Here is a 15,277-nt window from a genome sequence, read left to right on the forward strand (position 1 = left end):
GGGAGCCGTCAGAGGGGTGGAAAGCCGAGTGGTCGATCACGAGGAGTCATCCGCCGGCCGGGTCCGTCCAAGCGGCAAGATCCGCCTCGGGGTGGACGTCGGCGGTACCTTCACCGACCTGGTCGCCGTCGACCCGGACGGCGCGGTGCGGTTCGCCAAGGTTCCCTCGGTGCCCGCCGACCCGTCCGACGGAGTGCTCGCCGCCCTCACCGCCGCGGGGCTGGACGGACCACTCGTGGGCACGTTCGCCCACGGCACCACCGTCGCCACGAACGCGCTGCTGGAGCGGGCCGGTGCCCGCACGGCCCTGGTGACCACCCGCGGGTTCCGGGACGTGATCGAGATCGGCCGGCAGAACCGGCCGTCGCTCTACGACCTGACCCTCGACCGGCCGCCCGCCCTCGTCCCGCGCGAGCTGCGCTTCACCGTGGCGGAACGGTGCGGCCCGCACGGGGTGCTCGAGCCGCTGCGGGCCGCCGAGGTGGACCGGGTCGTCGAGGAGGTCGCGGCCGTCCCCGGCCTCGACGCGGTCGCCGTGTGCCTGCTGTTCTCCTTCGCCCACCCCGACCACGAACGCACCGTCGCGGCCGCCCTGCGCGCCCGGCTGCCCGGGGTCACGGTGGTGGCCTCCAGCGAGGTCCTGCCGGTCTTCCGCGAGTACGAACGGTTCACCACGGCCGTCGCCGACGCCTACCTGACCCCGCGGCTGTCGTCCTATCTGCGGGCGCTCGAGCGGCGCTGCGCCGCCCGGGACGTCACCGTCCCGATGATCATGCAGTCCTCGGGCGGGGTCACCGAGCTGGCAGAGGCGGCCGGCCACGCCGCCCGCTGCGTGCTCTCCGGGCCGGCCGGGGGAGTGGTCGGCGCCGCGTACGTGGCCGGCCTGTCCGGCGTGCGCGACCTGCTGACCTTCGACATGGGCGGCACCTCCACCGACGTGGCGCCGGTCCTCGACGGCCGCGCGCTGACCACCTCCGAGTCGGTGCTCGCCGGGGTACCGATCGTGCTGCCCACTGTGGACGTCCACTCGGTCAGCGCCGGCGGCGGGTCGATCGCCTGGGTCGACGCCGGCGGCGCGCTGCGCGTCGGCCCGCGCTCCGCCGGCGCGGACCCGGGACCGGCCTGCTACGGCCGCGGCGGCACGCGGCCCACGGTGACCGACGCCGACCTCTGCCTCGGCTACCTCGCCGACGGCGCCGGGCTCGGCGGCGAGGTCACCCTCTCGCGGACGGCGGCCGAGGCCGCGCTGGGCGCGCTGGGCGCCCCCCTCGGGCTCTCACCGGTCGAGGCCGCCGCCGGGGTGGTGGCGGTCGCGGACGCCGAGATGACCCGTGCCCTGCGCGTCGTCTCCGTTGAGCGCGGGCTCGACCCGCGCGAGCTCGTGCTGGTCGCCTTCGGTGGAGCCGGCGGGACGCATGCCTGCGCGCTCGCCGAGGAGCTCGGGATGACCCGGGTCCTCGTCCCGCTCGCGGCCGGCGTCCTCTCCGCACTGGGCCTGGCGATCGGCGACGTCCGGCGCGACTACGCCCGCCCGCTGATCGGCCGTCTGGGCGAGGTCGACCTGACGGCCGCGTTCGCCGGCCTCGTCGCGAGCGCCGGCCTCGTCGCGAGCGCCGGCCTCGCTGCAAGCGCCGGCCTGGCCGGGGGCCACGATTCCGCGGGCGCGGTCGTGCTCCAACACCGGCTGGACTGCCGCTACGTGGGGCAGTCCCACGAGCTGACCATCGACGTGGCGGAGCCCGGGGGCGGCGGCAGCGAGGCCGCGGGCGGCAGCGGTGCGGCAAACAGCAGCGGTGCGGCGGGCGGCTGGGCGGCGGGGGCCGGCGGGCTCGTTGACGCCGTCCGTGCTGCCTTCGAGGCCGAGCACCTGCGCCGCTACGGGCACATCGCGGCGGGCCGCGAGATCGAGACGGTGGCCGTCCGCCTGGTGGTGACCGTGCCCGGGCCCAGACCGAGACCGGTCGCCCCGCGCCCCGATCCCACGGCGCGCCGCGGCCGGCGCCGGGCCTGGACGGACAGCGCGTGGCACGAGATCGACGTGATCCCCCGGGCAGCCCTCGGACCGGGAGACACGGTGACCGGCCCGGCCGTCGTGGAGTTCGCCGAGGCGACCTGCCTGCTCCGCCGTGGTTGGACCGGCGTCGTGGACGACATCGGGACGATCGTCCTCACCCACACGACGCCGTCCGCCGTCTGAACCCGTCTGGCCGTCTGGCCATCCGCCGTCTGACGGAGTCGGGTGGGCGGCGCTGGATTGTTTGACGGGTATCCAGCGAACGGGAACAGGGCCGGGGTGTGGGCCGTTACTATGAACAGCGCCGGTCCGTATCATGGCCCCCGGACCCAAATTGAGTCGCTACGTGCGACATCGCGCCGCGAGGCGACCTGGCGGGCCGGCGCCCTAACACGTTGCGCCCCGTCCTCTCTCCAGAGGACGGGGCGCCGTCGTGTCCGGGGGTTGTCGAGCCCGCGGGCTCAGGTGGTCTGGCGGAAGTGGTCCCATCCGGTGCCCTGCCGGTAGTCGAGCCCGCCGACGAGCACCCCGTGACCCGCGCCGCGGTCATCAGGCCGGGTCCCGTCCGGGCCCACATGGGTGGGGGCGGCCGAACCCGAGACCGCATCGGCGGGGACGGCCAGCACCCGTCCGATGACGACGCAGCCGGCCGGAAGCAGGGCGGTAGGAGCAAGGCAGGCGACCAGCGCGTGGTCGTCACCTCCAGTGAGAACCCAGGTCAGCGGATCGGCGCCCAGCACCGCGGCGGCGTCCCGGATCGGTCCGGGCACCGGCAGCGCCGTGGGGTCGATGTCGATCCACACGGCGGAGGCCGCCGCGACATGGCCGAGATCGGCGAGGAGACCGTCCGACACGTCGCACATCGCGTGCGCCCCCGCCGCCGCGAGCAGCGGGCCGAGCGTGTAGGGCGGGTGGGGCCGCCGGTGCGCGTCCACAACCTCGGCGTGCGCCCGCAGGATCTCGGGGGGGAGCTCGGTGGCGCGCAGGAGGGCGAGGCCGGCCTCGGCCCATCCGATCCGTCCCGCCAGCACCACCCGGTCGCCGGGGCGGGCGCCGTCCCGGCGGATCGGGGCTCGTCCGGCGAGGTCGCCGAGCGCGGTGATCCCCAGCACGATCCCGGCGGCCGAGCTGACGTCGCCGCCGGCCACGGACGCGCCGACCAGCGCGCACTCGTCACGCAGGCCGTCGGCGAGCTGCTCGGCCCAGGCGACGGGCAGCTCGCCGGGCGCGGCGAAACCCACCACCAGGGCGGTCGGGCGCGCGCCCATGGCGGCGACGTCGGCGAGGTTCTGCGCCGCCGCCTTGCGCCCTGTGTCGTACGCGGAGGACCAGTCGCGCCGGAAATGCCGGCCCTCGACGAGCAGGTCGGTCGTGACGACCACCCGTCCGTCGGGAGCGGCCACCACCGCCGCGTCGTCACCGGGCCCGAGCAGGACGTCCGCCCCGACGGGGAGGCGTCGGGTGATCGCCCGGATCAGCCCGAACTCACCCGTCTCCGCCACCGTCGGCCCGCTGCCGGTGCTGCCGGTGCTGCCGGGGTCGGTGGTGTCGTCGGTGCTTTCGGTGTCCGGCTGGCCGCGTGTGCTCATTGTGGAGCCACGGTAGTCGGCCGGTAGTCGTCTCCGGTGCGTGTCTGGACGTTGGCTGACGTCTTCCAGCGGACCCGGATCGGGGCCGTCGGGCCCCGCCCGCGTGACGAATAGCAGCCGCCGGATACCGGCGCGTGCCCGTCTGGTACCCCTTCCGTGGGCTCCTCACCGGGTGACGCGCGGCGCTGAGCTGGAGCTGAGCGAGGGCTGGACCGCGACTGCAACATCCAGGACATCTCGGCGTCATGTCGCGCTGCGACTCTGACGCGCGTGCAGCGCCCCCACCGCCACCGTCTGCGACCGGCCCTTACCGAGGCCGCCGTCGCCGTCCGGTCGTCCGCTGTCCCGTCCGCCGGTGCGCCCTCCGATCCGGAGCGCCGAGCGACGACCAGGACGATTCCGGCCTACGCCGGTCGCCGGCACGGGTAGAACGCGAGTGGCCCTGCAACCCGGACGAGGAAAGATCGAGGGCCGGCACTATCTGCCCTCCACCCCCGAGACAATCAGCTGGGGTGCCCTCCCGACCGCGCGGACGCGGCCGGTCCTCAGCATCGACCCCGGCACGACCGTCACCATCGACACCGTCAGCCAGGAAGGGATCCTCGAGGACCAGGGGCGGGACCCGGACACGTTCTTCCGCGGTTTCGGCGTGGCGCCGTCCGAGGTGCTCGAGGACGCGCGGGCGATCGCCGCGTCCGGGATACCGCACCGCTTCGGCCGCGACGGCGCGCACATCGTGACGGGCCCGGTGTACGTCCGGGGCGCCGAACCCGGCGACGTGCTGCGGATCGACGTCATCTCACTGCACCCGCGCGCCCGCTACGGCGTGATCTCCACCCGGCACGGCGCCGGCCTGCTCGCCGGCGAGTTTCCCGAGACCCCGGCGCCGGACCTCGACGCCGACGCCCGGCGCTGGCAGGCATATCGGACGGCTACGTCCTTCTGCGCGGTCGAACGCCGCCGCGGCCGGCTCTTCGGATCCATGCCGAGCGGCCGCGACACCCGGATCCGCTTTCCGCTCAACCCGTCGCTGGGCATCATGACCGTTGCCGCGGACGTCCCCGACGGCCCGGTCTCCTCCAATTCGGTAGGCCGGCACGGTGGCGCGCTGGACTGCCGTGATCTCGGCCCGGGCTCACATCTCTACCTGCCGATCCAGGCGCCGGGCGCGCTTTTCGCCGTCGGCGACCCCCATTACGCCATCGGCGACGGCATGATCGGCGCGACCGCTCTGGAAGGTCCGCTGCGAGCCACCCTCCGCCTGGTGACCCTGCGGGACGCGGCGGCCCGGGCCGCCCTCGGCGCGCTGCGGGAGCCGTTCATCGAGACCGACGAGCTGTGGATAACGTCGGGATTCGACCCTGATCCACGGGAGGCCCTGCGCCGGGCGGCGCGTGCGGCGGTGATGTTCCTCCAGACGAAGGTCGGGCTGGAACGGGCGGCCGCGCTCGCCTACCTGTCCTCGGCGGCGGACTTCGGGGTCGGCCGGCTGGCGGGCGGCCCGGAATCGGGGTACTGCCGAATCCGGCGCGCGGACTTCAGCGAGCCGATGCCGGTGAAGGCCCGGCTGCCCCGAGCCGGTTTCGCCCGCATCGTCGGCGGCACGGACGGCGACACCGACCGGGACCATGACACCGACCGGGACCATGACACCGACCGCGACGCCGGCCTCGGCGGTGATGGTGACCCTGGGGTCGGCAGCGACCGCGGTGGTGCCGGCCGTGGTCATGGCAGCGACGGTGACCACGGCGCTCACCACGGCCACGGGGATGACCAGGATGTCGGCCGTGACGAGGCTCGCGTCCCTGAGCAGGATCGTGTTCCTGACCGGGACCGTTCCCCTGAGCCGGACCGTTCCCGTGAGCCGGACCGGTAACCACGAGCGGGACCGCGGGCTGAAGCGGTGCGGTATCCCGGACGCGGCGATCGCCCGCGCGTCCTCGAGCACCTCGGACGGCGCCACGCCGAATCCGCGGAAGAACGCGTCCGGGTCCCGTCCCTGGTCCTTGTGCTCAGGGTGACCGTCTGGGGTGAACCCGAGCTCAGGCCGGTCTCTTGTTCGCCCCACTTTGTGGGCTCGAACCGGGCGCTCCTACCTTCCACGCACCCAGGCAGCCTGCGGGTCCACTACCTCCCGGCCAGATCGCGCGTCGTCTGCGACCGCCTGTCCACGCTCAGTGTGCCGAGAAGACCACCAATGTGGGACGCCAGTGGTCCCGGTCTGGACGCCGGGTGTCGCGTCCGGCCCGGACCCCTCAGGAAGCCTGTCGCTCATGATCTTCCGGACGTTGAACTCGGGGTCACTGACGCCGCCGAGCGCGTGGACGATGATGAACATCATGACGATGACGGACCCGAACGCGGAGACGATGCCGAGCGCGAACGGGTCGAAGCCGGTCGGCCGGCTCAGCGTTGGGTCGGGTGTCACGCGGGTCGCCGCCATCGCCGTGTAGTGCATCCCGCAGACCGCGGCGGCCATGACGAACGACGCGCCGAGTACGCGCCCGGTGCCGCCGACGCGGAAGGCGATCCCGAAGGCGGCGACGGCCGCGACCACGGCGATAGCGATGGACAGCAGCACGAGCCCGGGTCGGTAGCTGATCGTCCCCGAGGTCCGCATCGCCGCCATCCCGGTGTAGTGCATCGCCGCGATTCCCAACCCGGCGAAGGTCCCGCCGCCGATAAGCCGGCCGGCGTTGAAGGGATCGCTGGCGACGACCCAGATTCCGACTCCGGAGACGGCCACGGCGATGAGTAGCGAGAGCGTGGTGACTTTCATGTCGAAGGTGACCATCGTCCCGATGTGGTAGGCCACCATTCCGACGAAATGCATCGACCAGATGCCGCCGCCGCCGAGCGCCAGCGCGGTCACCGCTGACCAGCCGAGCCGCCTGAACCCGACGTGTTCCCGAATCCGGGACGCGCTGGCCAGCGCGGCGAAGGAGCCGAGCGCCGCCAAGCCGTAGGAGAGCGCGACGAAGTACAAGTTGTAGGAAGCATGAAGGTGGGCGTGGTCGGCGTGGTCGGCGGCGAGATACTCAACGGTCACGTTCTGTAGTGGAGCGGCGAAGCTCATGTTGTTTCCCACGTCCTGACCTTGTCGTCGGCCCCCCTTTAAGTCCTACAACGTCCACCTAAGTCCTAAACGTCCGCCCTGTCGGTTTAGTCGGGTTGTAACCGACAGGCCACTCGCGTGTGGAGTGCCAGGGCTGGGCCATCGGCGCCGTGACCTGGTGTGATGCGCCGGTACGGGGTCGGCGGCATGGTGGGTCCACTGTGTCCGTGCGCCTGCTGTATCTGATCTTCGTTCGGGTGTGGCTGGCTTGCCCTCCTCGGCCGTTCGTCGGCGTCCAGGAACATCGAGTGGGCGGACCGGGCGATCCTCGCCGCACTGATCCGGCTCCTGCCCAGGGCGCTACGCGAGCACCGGCTGATCACCCCCGGCACCCCGTGTGACACACCCGAGTCGTCCAGGCACTCGCCGCGGTGGTCGCCGCTCTCGCCGTCAGCGAGGCCTGCGGGCGCCAACGCCTCACGGACGAGTCGGCGACAACGCAGGCGAGGGGCCTGCGCTCAAAGGATCTGGGTCATGCTCTGCGGTCTGCTCCACCGTGAAAACACCGACCACCCATCCACGGGCCCCCGGAGACAAAACCCCCGGCTTTCTGAACCTCGCCCGAGCTGGAAATTAAATGATCCAGTCACAAGTGTGGCGGGTGAACGAGTCTATGGGCTCGTTCACCCGCCACACATTTATCGGGGGTGGGTTAGTTAGGCGTCGTCTAGGCCTTCTTGGTCGGAGAGGGGGATGGGGCGCCAGCGCTGGCGGCGTTCGTCGGGGTCGGAGTGGACGGAGGGCACGCCGCCGACCCGGGGGAACGAGCCCGCCATGGTTCCGTTCGGCGGGACGTTCGGGAGGCTGGCCGCCCCGCCCGGGGTGGCTGGCCCGAATGCTCCGGCCGCCGTGCCGTGGGCCGGTGGTTCGCCGAACGGCCGGGGCGCCGCCGGCCCACCGAGGTGGCCTGTCCCGCCGGACGCCGTGGTGCCGCCGGGCGGTGTGCTCTCGCTGGGCGGTGTGGTTCCGCCGGGTGTGTGGGTCCCGCCGTGGGGCATGCTGCCGCTGGGCGGTGTGGTTCCGCTGGGGGATGGCATCCCGTCGGGCGGTGCCGATCCGCCGGGAGCCGCCGTCCAGTCGATGCGCGTCAGATCGTCGAGGGGCGCCGGTGTGCTGGAGTGCGCCGATCCACCGGCCTGGGGCGAGCTCGCCGGAGTCCTCCTGTCGGGGGAGGCGGCACCGCCAGGCAGCGACGGCGCATTGGGCGAGAGCGAGACGCCCGGCCAGGAGTCCGGTCCCGGGTAGATGTGCGGGACGCCCGGGAACCCGTTCGGAGCGGTCCCGACAGATGCCCAGCCGGTCGGTGACCCGCCGGAGGTGGGCCATCCCGCGGCCGCCGAGCCCGGTGTGGCCATGTTCGCCGGCGGGGTGTCCGGGGCCTGGTTGCCCGGGGTCGGGCCGCCGGCCGACTGCGAGCCGGGGGCCTGTGGTTCCGAGGCTGCCGCATCGGCGGCCTGGCCCGAGCCGGGTGTCCCGCTCGGACCTGATGCTCTGGTCGCGCTAGGTGGGCTGGTCATGCCAGGCAGGGCCGGGGCCGCGGTGCTCGGCGGCGCCGAGGCGGTCCGCGGGTCCCGGAAGGCTCCTGCGGCCCCGGGGTGACGGTCCGGGCCGGTGGGCCCGTCGCCCGTGATGCCCGGGCCCGCAAGTCCGGAGCCGGAGGCTCCCCGGCCCACGACGCCCAGCCCGATGACGCTGAGGCCCGCGTCGCCGAAGCCCGTGTTGCTGAGGCCCGTGTTGCCGAGATCCGTTTTGCCGAGATCCGTGTTGCCGGTGCCCCCTGCTCCAGGGCCAGTGGTGCCGATGCTCGCGTCGCCCAGACCTGCGGTGCCGGTGCCCGCGCCCGGGCCCCCGCCCGTCTGGGCGGTGCCGGACCTGCCCGCGTCCAGGCCCGACGGCTCCGCCGGTGTGGCGGTCGAGCGTACGTAGTCGTGGAACCCCGTCGCTGAGGGGTCGCTCCGGGGGGTTGGCCCCGAGCCGGGACCGAACGCGGCCGGGCCGGCAGGCGCCGAGGGCGACGGCGGTACGGACGCCGACGGCGGTACCGGCGCCGGCGCGGTCGCGGGCGCAGGCGGCGGTACGGGGCTCGCGTAGGCGGGGGCCGCGAGGAGCTGGGTCACCAGCATCGCCGGGTCCGGGTGATCGGAGGCCGGCGGCGCGAGGGCAACCGGGACGGTGGGGGCGATGCCGGCCGCGGCGAGCCGGGGCCACAGCGGGGCGAGCGCCGCCTCCGGGTCGATCTCGAACTCCGAGCGGCGGACCCGCCAGATGCGCCAGCCGACCCGGCGCAGCTCGCGCTCGCGGGTCAGGTCCCGCTCGACGTCCTCGGTGGATCGGGTGGCGTCACCGTCGCATTCGACGGCGAGCCGGGCGCGGCCGCCGGAGACCACGAGGTCGAACCGCCGGCCGTTGATCTCGACCTGCGGGGTTACGTGGTATCCGCGTGAGCTCAGCGCCAGGAATACCCGCTGCTCGAAGAGCGAGTCGAACCTGGGGTGCGGCAGCACCGGGCTCACCTCGGACGGCGAGAGCGGGATCGCCATGACCGCCATCGGCGCCGACACCGAGTGCGCGAGGACGTAGCTGAGGTAGCTGTGCCGCAGGTCGCCCGGGTCCAGGTCGGCGGTGGAGACCGAGTGGAACAGCCAGACCTGGTCCCGGGCCCGGGACGCGGCGACGTTGAACCTGCGCTGGTATTCAAGCCGGGTCAGCGAGGTCGTGGACGTGCCCGGCGCGATTACCAGGGACAGGAAGACCACGTCCCGCTCGTCACCCTGGAAGTCCGGAGGCGAGCCCACCCGCAGGTGGCGCCGCAGCTGCTCGGCCGCGGACATCCGGGCGGACAGCTCCGAGCGGATCAGCTCCGCCTGCGCGGTGCCCTGCAGCACGACGATGCCGAAGCTCAGCCCCCGGTAGCGCGGGTCCTCGGCGCAGTTGAGCACCTGGGTGACCAGCGCCTCGGCCTCGATCGGGTTGCGCGGGCCGGCGGGGGTCGAGGTGGTGTAGGCGTGCGGCACGAACTGCGCGCGCAGCGGGGCGAGGCGGTCCGCGCCGAACTGCCGCAGCGGGACGAGCGGGGCGTCCCGGTAGAACATCGCCGACGACCACTCGATGATCTCCGGCATGCACCGGAAGTGCTCGCGCAGCCGGACGACGTCCCCGAACCGGGTCCGCAGCAGCGAGAACAGGCTGGACCGCGGCGTGAAGCCCACCCGAAGCCAGCTCGGGACGTCCGGCAGGAGGGTGTCGAGCCTGGTGAAGACGGGTTCGAGCTCCTCGACGGATGCGTCCGGCGGGGTGCACTGCCGGTCGTCCCCGACGACGATCACCCGGGGGGCCAGCCACAGCAGGAAGAGGCTGTCCAGGCCGGCCTGACTGCCTTCGTCCACGATGACGACGTCGAAGCTGTCGCGTACCGCGGGGATGGTCGACAGGACCTCGCTGATCGGCATCACCCAGGCCGGGACGGCGGTCTGCGCGATGCGCATGGCCTCCCGGGCCGCCTGCCGGTAGCGCTCGGCGTGGCGTCCGGTGAACCGGCCGCCGGCGGCCATGGCGTCGGCGTAGGCGCGCAGGGCGGCGGACTGCTCGGTGCCCATCCGCTCCAGGCAGTGCTTCCAGGCCAGGGCGCCGGCCAGCTCGGCGGTGGCGGAGGCGACCAGCTCGTCGGCGGCGTCCAGGTCGGCGTCGAGGTCGGTCTGGTCGACGGCGCGGACGCGGGCCAGCCAGGTCGCGGCGACGGCGTGCGACCAGGCCCGGCCGAACGACTCCATCCGCTCCGGCCCGACGCCGTTGAGGCCGACCCCGGTCATGCCGAATCCGCCCCCGCCGAATCCGTTCGCCGCGAAACCGCCTGCCGAGAAGGGGCCCGCGGTGAATCCGTTCGGGCTGTTCCAGCCGCCTGCGCCGCCCGCCGCGGAGCCGTGACCGCCCCATTCCGGGTTCGGGTTTCCCGCGGTGAGGTTGCCCAGCGCGAGCAGGTCGGCGAGCAGGGGATGTGCCTCCCGGAGACGTCCGAGCAGCTCGGCGCGACGGCGGGCCCGCGCGCGGCCGTTGAGCGCGCCCGCCGTTGCCTCCAGGGCCGCCACGTACTCGGCGGGGTCGCGCGCCTCGACCGCGATCGCGAGCAGTGCCAGCTCCGGGACGGCGTCGGGCTGGCCGGCCGCCGCGACGAGGTCGGCGGTGAGGTCCCGCAGCTGGGTGCCGGCGACCGTGGCGGACTGCCGCAGCCGATGGGCGTTCACGGCGGCGCCGACGTCCGCGCAGGACGTGGGCGAGTCGAGCGTGATCGTCTCCACGCCGAGCGCGTCGAGCAGCGCCGCGAGCCGGTCGCGTGCGGCGACGGCGACGTCGATGGCCCGTGCGGCGTCCTGGGCCTCGGTGAGCCGGGCCAGGCGCACCTCCAGCTCGACGGCGGGATCGGGGGCGACGCCCAGCAGCGACCACGCCCGGGTGGCGGCCTCGAGGGCCACCTCGGCCCGCAGCCGGCACAGGGCCAGATCGAGCAGCTCGGGGGAGCGGGGCGTGACGCCGTCGACGGTGGTGCCGTCAAGGAGCAGACCGGCGTCCTTCTGCGCCTTTGACCGGAACAGTCGGCGCAGCGAGCCGCCGGCCTCCATGTGCTCGCGCAGCGCCAGCGCGGACGACAGCAGCCCGGTCAGGTCGCTGCCCCGACCCTCGCCGCCGGTGGGGAGCTCGACCCGGTGCAGGCCGAGCTCGACCACCGCCTGGCTGGCCTCCGCGATCGCGGGTGCCGCGGCAGCGACCTTCGTCCACAGGACGGCGGCCCGCCCGGCGAAGGCGTCGGCGAGGGCGTCGGCGACCCACTGCTGGCGGACGGCCCGCCGGCCGACGGCATCGAGGGCACGCCGCACGTCGTCGGCGCCGGCCGCCATCCGTTCCGCCGCCTCGTCGCCGGCCCGGGCGAGCGCGTCGGCGATCACGGGCGCCATGAGCACGGCCTGCCGGCTCAGGGCGTCCTCAGCGGCCTTCGCGGCTGTCAGCGCGACCCGCTCGATGTGCGCGAGGACGGACAGTTCGGAGCGGGTGGGCAGCTCGCCGAGCTCCGGCGGGAGGCCGAACGCCCGCTGCTCGCGCAGGGCGGACAGCGCCAGCGCGGAGGTGATCGGGGAGGGCACGGTCGGCGGGTCCGAAGGCCCGCCGCCGGATCCGAGTAGCCCGGTCGATCCGCCGGCCGGTCCGAAGCCCTCCGCCTGTCCCGAGCGGTCTGCCCTTCCTGAGCCGTTCGCTGGCCGTGAGCCGTCCGCCGGCGTCGGCTCCTCGGCCGGCGTGGATTCGTCACCCGCAGTAGCCGACCCGTTGGGCGCGCCGGGCCCGCCCGCAGTCTCCGAGGTGCCGTCGACGGCCTGGCCTGGCCGGGCGGTCTCACCGGGCTGTCCGGTCCGCCTGGGCCGTGCGGTCTCACCGGACTGCGTGGCCCGGTTGGACTGTTCGGTCTGGCCGGGTTGCACGGTCTGGCCGGGCGGGGTGCGCTGGCCCGGCGGGGTCAGGCGCGCCGCCGGGCCGAGCGCGAGCGGCGAGGTGGGCGGCGCGGCGGACGTGTCGCCGAACCCGGCGAACCCGCCCTGCCGGGAGGACGCCGCGTCGGCGGCGGCGCGGCCGGGTGGGGTGGCGTCCGGCGTGGTCAGCAGCTGCCAGAGCTCGGCGGCCTCCGCGTCGGTGATCGGTGGACGCGGCCAGCCGCCGCCCTCCGGCCCCGGCACGGGCACCGGGATCCAGCCGTGCTCGGCGGCCTCGTCCCGCAGCCGGGCGGCGATCTCCGCCCGGGTGCCCGACCAGCCCGGCCCGACCTCGTAGGTGCCGTGGCGGCGCCACTCCGCCGCTCGCCGGGCCGCGACCGCGGTCGAGATCCGGTCGCGTTCCGCGACAGCGGAATCCCGGCGTGAGCGCGCCGTCCGGATCCGCTCGTCCTGCGACCCGGCGTCGTAGACGGCCTTCTGCGCGGCCAGCGCGCTCACGCTGGTGGCGAGCTCGCCCGCGCCGCTCTCGGTGCTGTCGGTGAGCGAGACGCACAGCCGGCGCAGCTCGGGCGGGAGCTTCTCCTGCAGTACCCGCAGGGCCTGGCCCTTCTGACTGGTCACCAGGACCCGGCGGCCCTCGGCCAGCAGCGCGCTGATCAGGTTCGCGATGGTGTGCGTCTTGCCGGTGCCCGGCGGGCCCTCCACGACGACGCCGTTGTCCATGCGCAGCCGCCGCATGACCCGCGCCTGCTCAGGGCTGATCGGCAGCGGCGAGAGCCACTCCTCGGCCTCCGCGGGACGTCCGGACTCCGCCGGTTCGCGGTGCCGCCCGGCGCCACGCTCACCCGGGGCCGCGGTGATCGCGCGCGGGCCCGGTCCGGCGCCCGGGTCGGGGTCGGGGCCGTCGCGGGTGGCGAGCCACGCCAGCCGTTCGGAGGTGTCCAGGGTCTCGACGAGCTGGGCCAGGCCCAGCGGCGGACGGCCGTCGCCGCGCAGCGCGTCCAGCATCTGCTCGTAGTAGTTGAGCAGCGCGGCGTGCCCGCGCGAGCGTAGGACGAGCGCCGGCGCGAGCGTTACGGCGGCGCTCGGCCCGGCCGGGCCAGGCGGCGGCCAGCCCGGACGGTAGCCGGCGGTCGTCCCGTCGACGGCGAGGGTGAGCCAGTCCCGCAGCAGGCGCTCGTCGTCGGCGCCCAGCGGGGCGGCGTCCCGGGAGCGCAGGCGCTCGTGCAACGCGTTGGTCCGCTCGGGCCGGAACGCGGGGACGCCGTCGAGGAACGCGCTGTCCTCGAGCCGGGTGGACGTGCCTCCCGGCACCCGCAGCCGGACGGCGGACGTCATCGGGTCGACCTCGACCACCAGCCGGGTGACCAGCAGGTGCCGGCGGACCGGGCGCGGCAGCCACCAGGTGAGCAGGCCGGTGGCGAGCACCAGCTCCAGGGTGTCGCCCTCCTGGGCCAGCCGCTGCGCCACCCCGTACAGCGTGGTGTGCAGGTGACGCCGGTCGGCGTCGGCCCGGGCCCGGGCACTCCACACGTGCCAGGCCCGCGCCCACTCTGTGAAGGCGGCCTGGACGTCGGCGGGTACCTGCTCGGCCTCGTCCTCGATGCCGTCCTCGGCGATGCTGTCCTCGGCGCTGGCAGCCCCGGAGTCGCCGGCCTCGCCGCCGGTCGGCTGGCCGTCGGTTCCCTCACCGTCGGTTTCGTCGCTGCCGGCCTCGCCGGGGCCCGTCCCGGTCCGCGGCTCGCCGTGGCCGGGCTCGCCCGGGGCGGCGGTGTGCCCGGTCCCCTCGGGGCTGGCGCCGTTCGGGCCGACCTCGTTGTGACCAGACCCGTTGTGACCAGACCCGTTGGAGCTGATGACGTTCGGGCTGATTCCGGTGAACTTGATGCCGTTGAAGCCGGGCCCCTTGGGGCTGGCGCCGTTCGATCTGATCCCGTTGGGGCTGGTGCCGTTGGGGCTGCCACCGTCTGTCGTGCCTGGCACGACGACGCCGTTGCTGGTGCCGGCTCCGTTGCGGGTCGGGCTGTTCGCGGGCGGCCCGTCGCCGGGGGCCTTCCCGCTCGTCTCGGTGGCACCGCTCGTCTCGGTGGCACCGCGCGGTTCGCTGTTACCCGCACCGCCGTCGGCCGGCTCGGTGGCCGGCGCCTGCGCGCCGTCGCTGCCGGCGCCGGCTGATCCGTCCGGTGCCGGTGGCTGCTGCGGCTGCGGTGGTAGGGCGAGAGGCGGGGGTGCGGGCTTGGCGGGCGCCGGAGTCGGGCGGGGCGGGGGGGCGTAGACGAGTACCGGCGTGGCGGTCAGATCGATGTCGGCGGGTGGCACCGGGCCGTGCAGGACGATTCCCGGGTTGGGCAGGCCCGCGGCGAGGTCGCCGCCACGCACCGGCAGCCGCACCCGTCCGCGCAGGATCTCGGGCAGCGGTGGGGCCGGCGGCAGCAGCGCCGCGGCGGGTGCCTCGAGGAGCACCTCACCGGCGCCCGCGTGCTCGAACAGGGACAGGCCGGCGGGGAGGTCGGCGAGCCAGATCACCAGCGGGTTGTCGTCGACGTCGACGACCTGTTCGGACTGGGAGACGGCCACCTCGTGCAGGAACCGGACGAGCCGGTGGCAGCGGTCGCTCAACGCCGCGTTCCGCTCGCGCAGGGTGGTGGCGCGCTGCTCGGCGTCCGCGGCGGCGGTTGCCCTGGCCTCCGCCTCGGCGGCGGCGCTGACCGCCTCGGCTGCTGCGTCCGCGTCGGTGGGTGCCCCCGGGCCCGTGGGCGCGCCGGCGTTCGGATCACTCGCGGCCAGGCCACCGCCGGTGGCGTCGCTGGCCGCTGTGCCGCGGGTGCCGGCCGCGGCCGCGTCCGCAACGGCGGCAGCGGCGCGGGCGGTGCTCCGGGCCGCGGCCCGGGCCGCGCGGGTCATGCCGCCGTCCGTGGTCATGCTCCGGGTGTCCACGGCTCGGGTCTCCGAGTGCCGCGCGTCCACGTGCCGGGCGTCCGAGTGCCGCGTGTCCGCCTGCCTCGCGTCCGCCACTCCCGAATCCGCTGTTCCCGAGTCCGTCGTCATATCTCTCCCCGATTCCGGCCGGCGAGTGCCGGCG

At 74.7% G+C, this 15,277-nt stretch carries 5 protein-coding genes and 1 pseudogene; 3 read left to right on the forward strand and 3 right to left on the reverse strand.

All coding sequences use genetic code 11. From position 1 onward, the window contains the following. Positions 1–28 precede the first annotated feature (28 nt). Positions 29–2,197 (forward strand): hydantoinase/oxoprolinase family protein, encoded by a 2,169-nt coding sequence (locus FRANEAN1_RS04825; protein WP_041253698.1) that lies wholly within the window; start codon positions 29–31, stop codon positions 2,195–2,197. 278 nt (positions 2,198–2,475) lie between these two features. Here the strand turns inward: FRANEAN1_RS04825 and FRANEAN1_RS04830 are convergent, their stop codons facing one another. After that, a complete protein-coding gene (locus FRANEAN1_RS04830; protein WP_020458625.1) occupies positions 2,476–3,603 on the reverse strand; it encodes a thiamine-phosphate kinase in 1,128 nt (375 codons plus the stop codon). A 436-nt stretch (positions 3,604–4,039) separates the two neighbouring features. On the opposite strand from FRANEAN1_RS04830, the gene FRANEAN1_RS04835 reads away from it, so the two are divergent. Further along, positions 4,040–5,479, forward strand: a complete 1,440-nt coding sequence (locus FRANEAN1_RS04835) for an acetamidase/formamidase family protein (RefSeq protein WP_020458626.1) — start codon at positions 4,040–4,042, stop codon at positions 5,477–5,479. A 216-nt stretch (positions 5,480–5,695) separates the two neighbouring features. Here the strand turns inward: FRANEAN1_RS04835 and FRANEAN1_RS04840 are convergent, their stop codons facing one another. Further along, entirely contained in the window at positions 5,696–6,691 is a 996-nt protein-coding gene (locus FRANEAN1_RS04840) for an MHYT domain-containing protein (RefSeq protein ID WP_020458627.1), read from the reverse strand. A 188-nt stretch (positions 6,692–6,879) separates the two neighbouring features. Between FRANEAN1_RS04840 and FRANEAN1_RS43020 the strand changes: the two are divergent. Further along, positions 6,880–7,051 (forward strand): annotated as a pseudogene (locus FRANEAN1_RS43020) (transposase); the annotation flags it as partial. 323 nt (positions 7,052–7,374) lie between these two features. Here FRANEAN1_RS43020 and FRANEAN1_RS36825 read toward each other — a convergent pair. Further along, on the reverse strand, positions 7,375–15,210 hold the full coding sequence (locus tag FRANEAN1_RS36825; protein ID WP_049795581.1) for an AAA domain-containing protein: 7,836 nt from the start codon (positions 15,208–15,210) through the stop codon (positions 7,375–7,377). Between the last annotated feature and the right edge of the window lie 67 nt (positions 15,211–15,277).

The sequence above is a fragment of the Parafrankia sp. EAN1pec genome (genome assembly GCF_000018005.1).
GTDB classification, from domain to species: domain Bacteria; phylum Actinomycetota; class Actinomycetes; order Frankiales; family Frankiaceae; genus Parafrankia; species Parafrankia soli.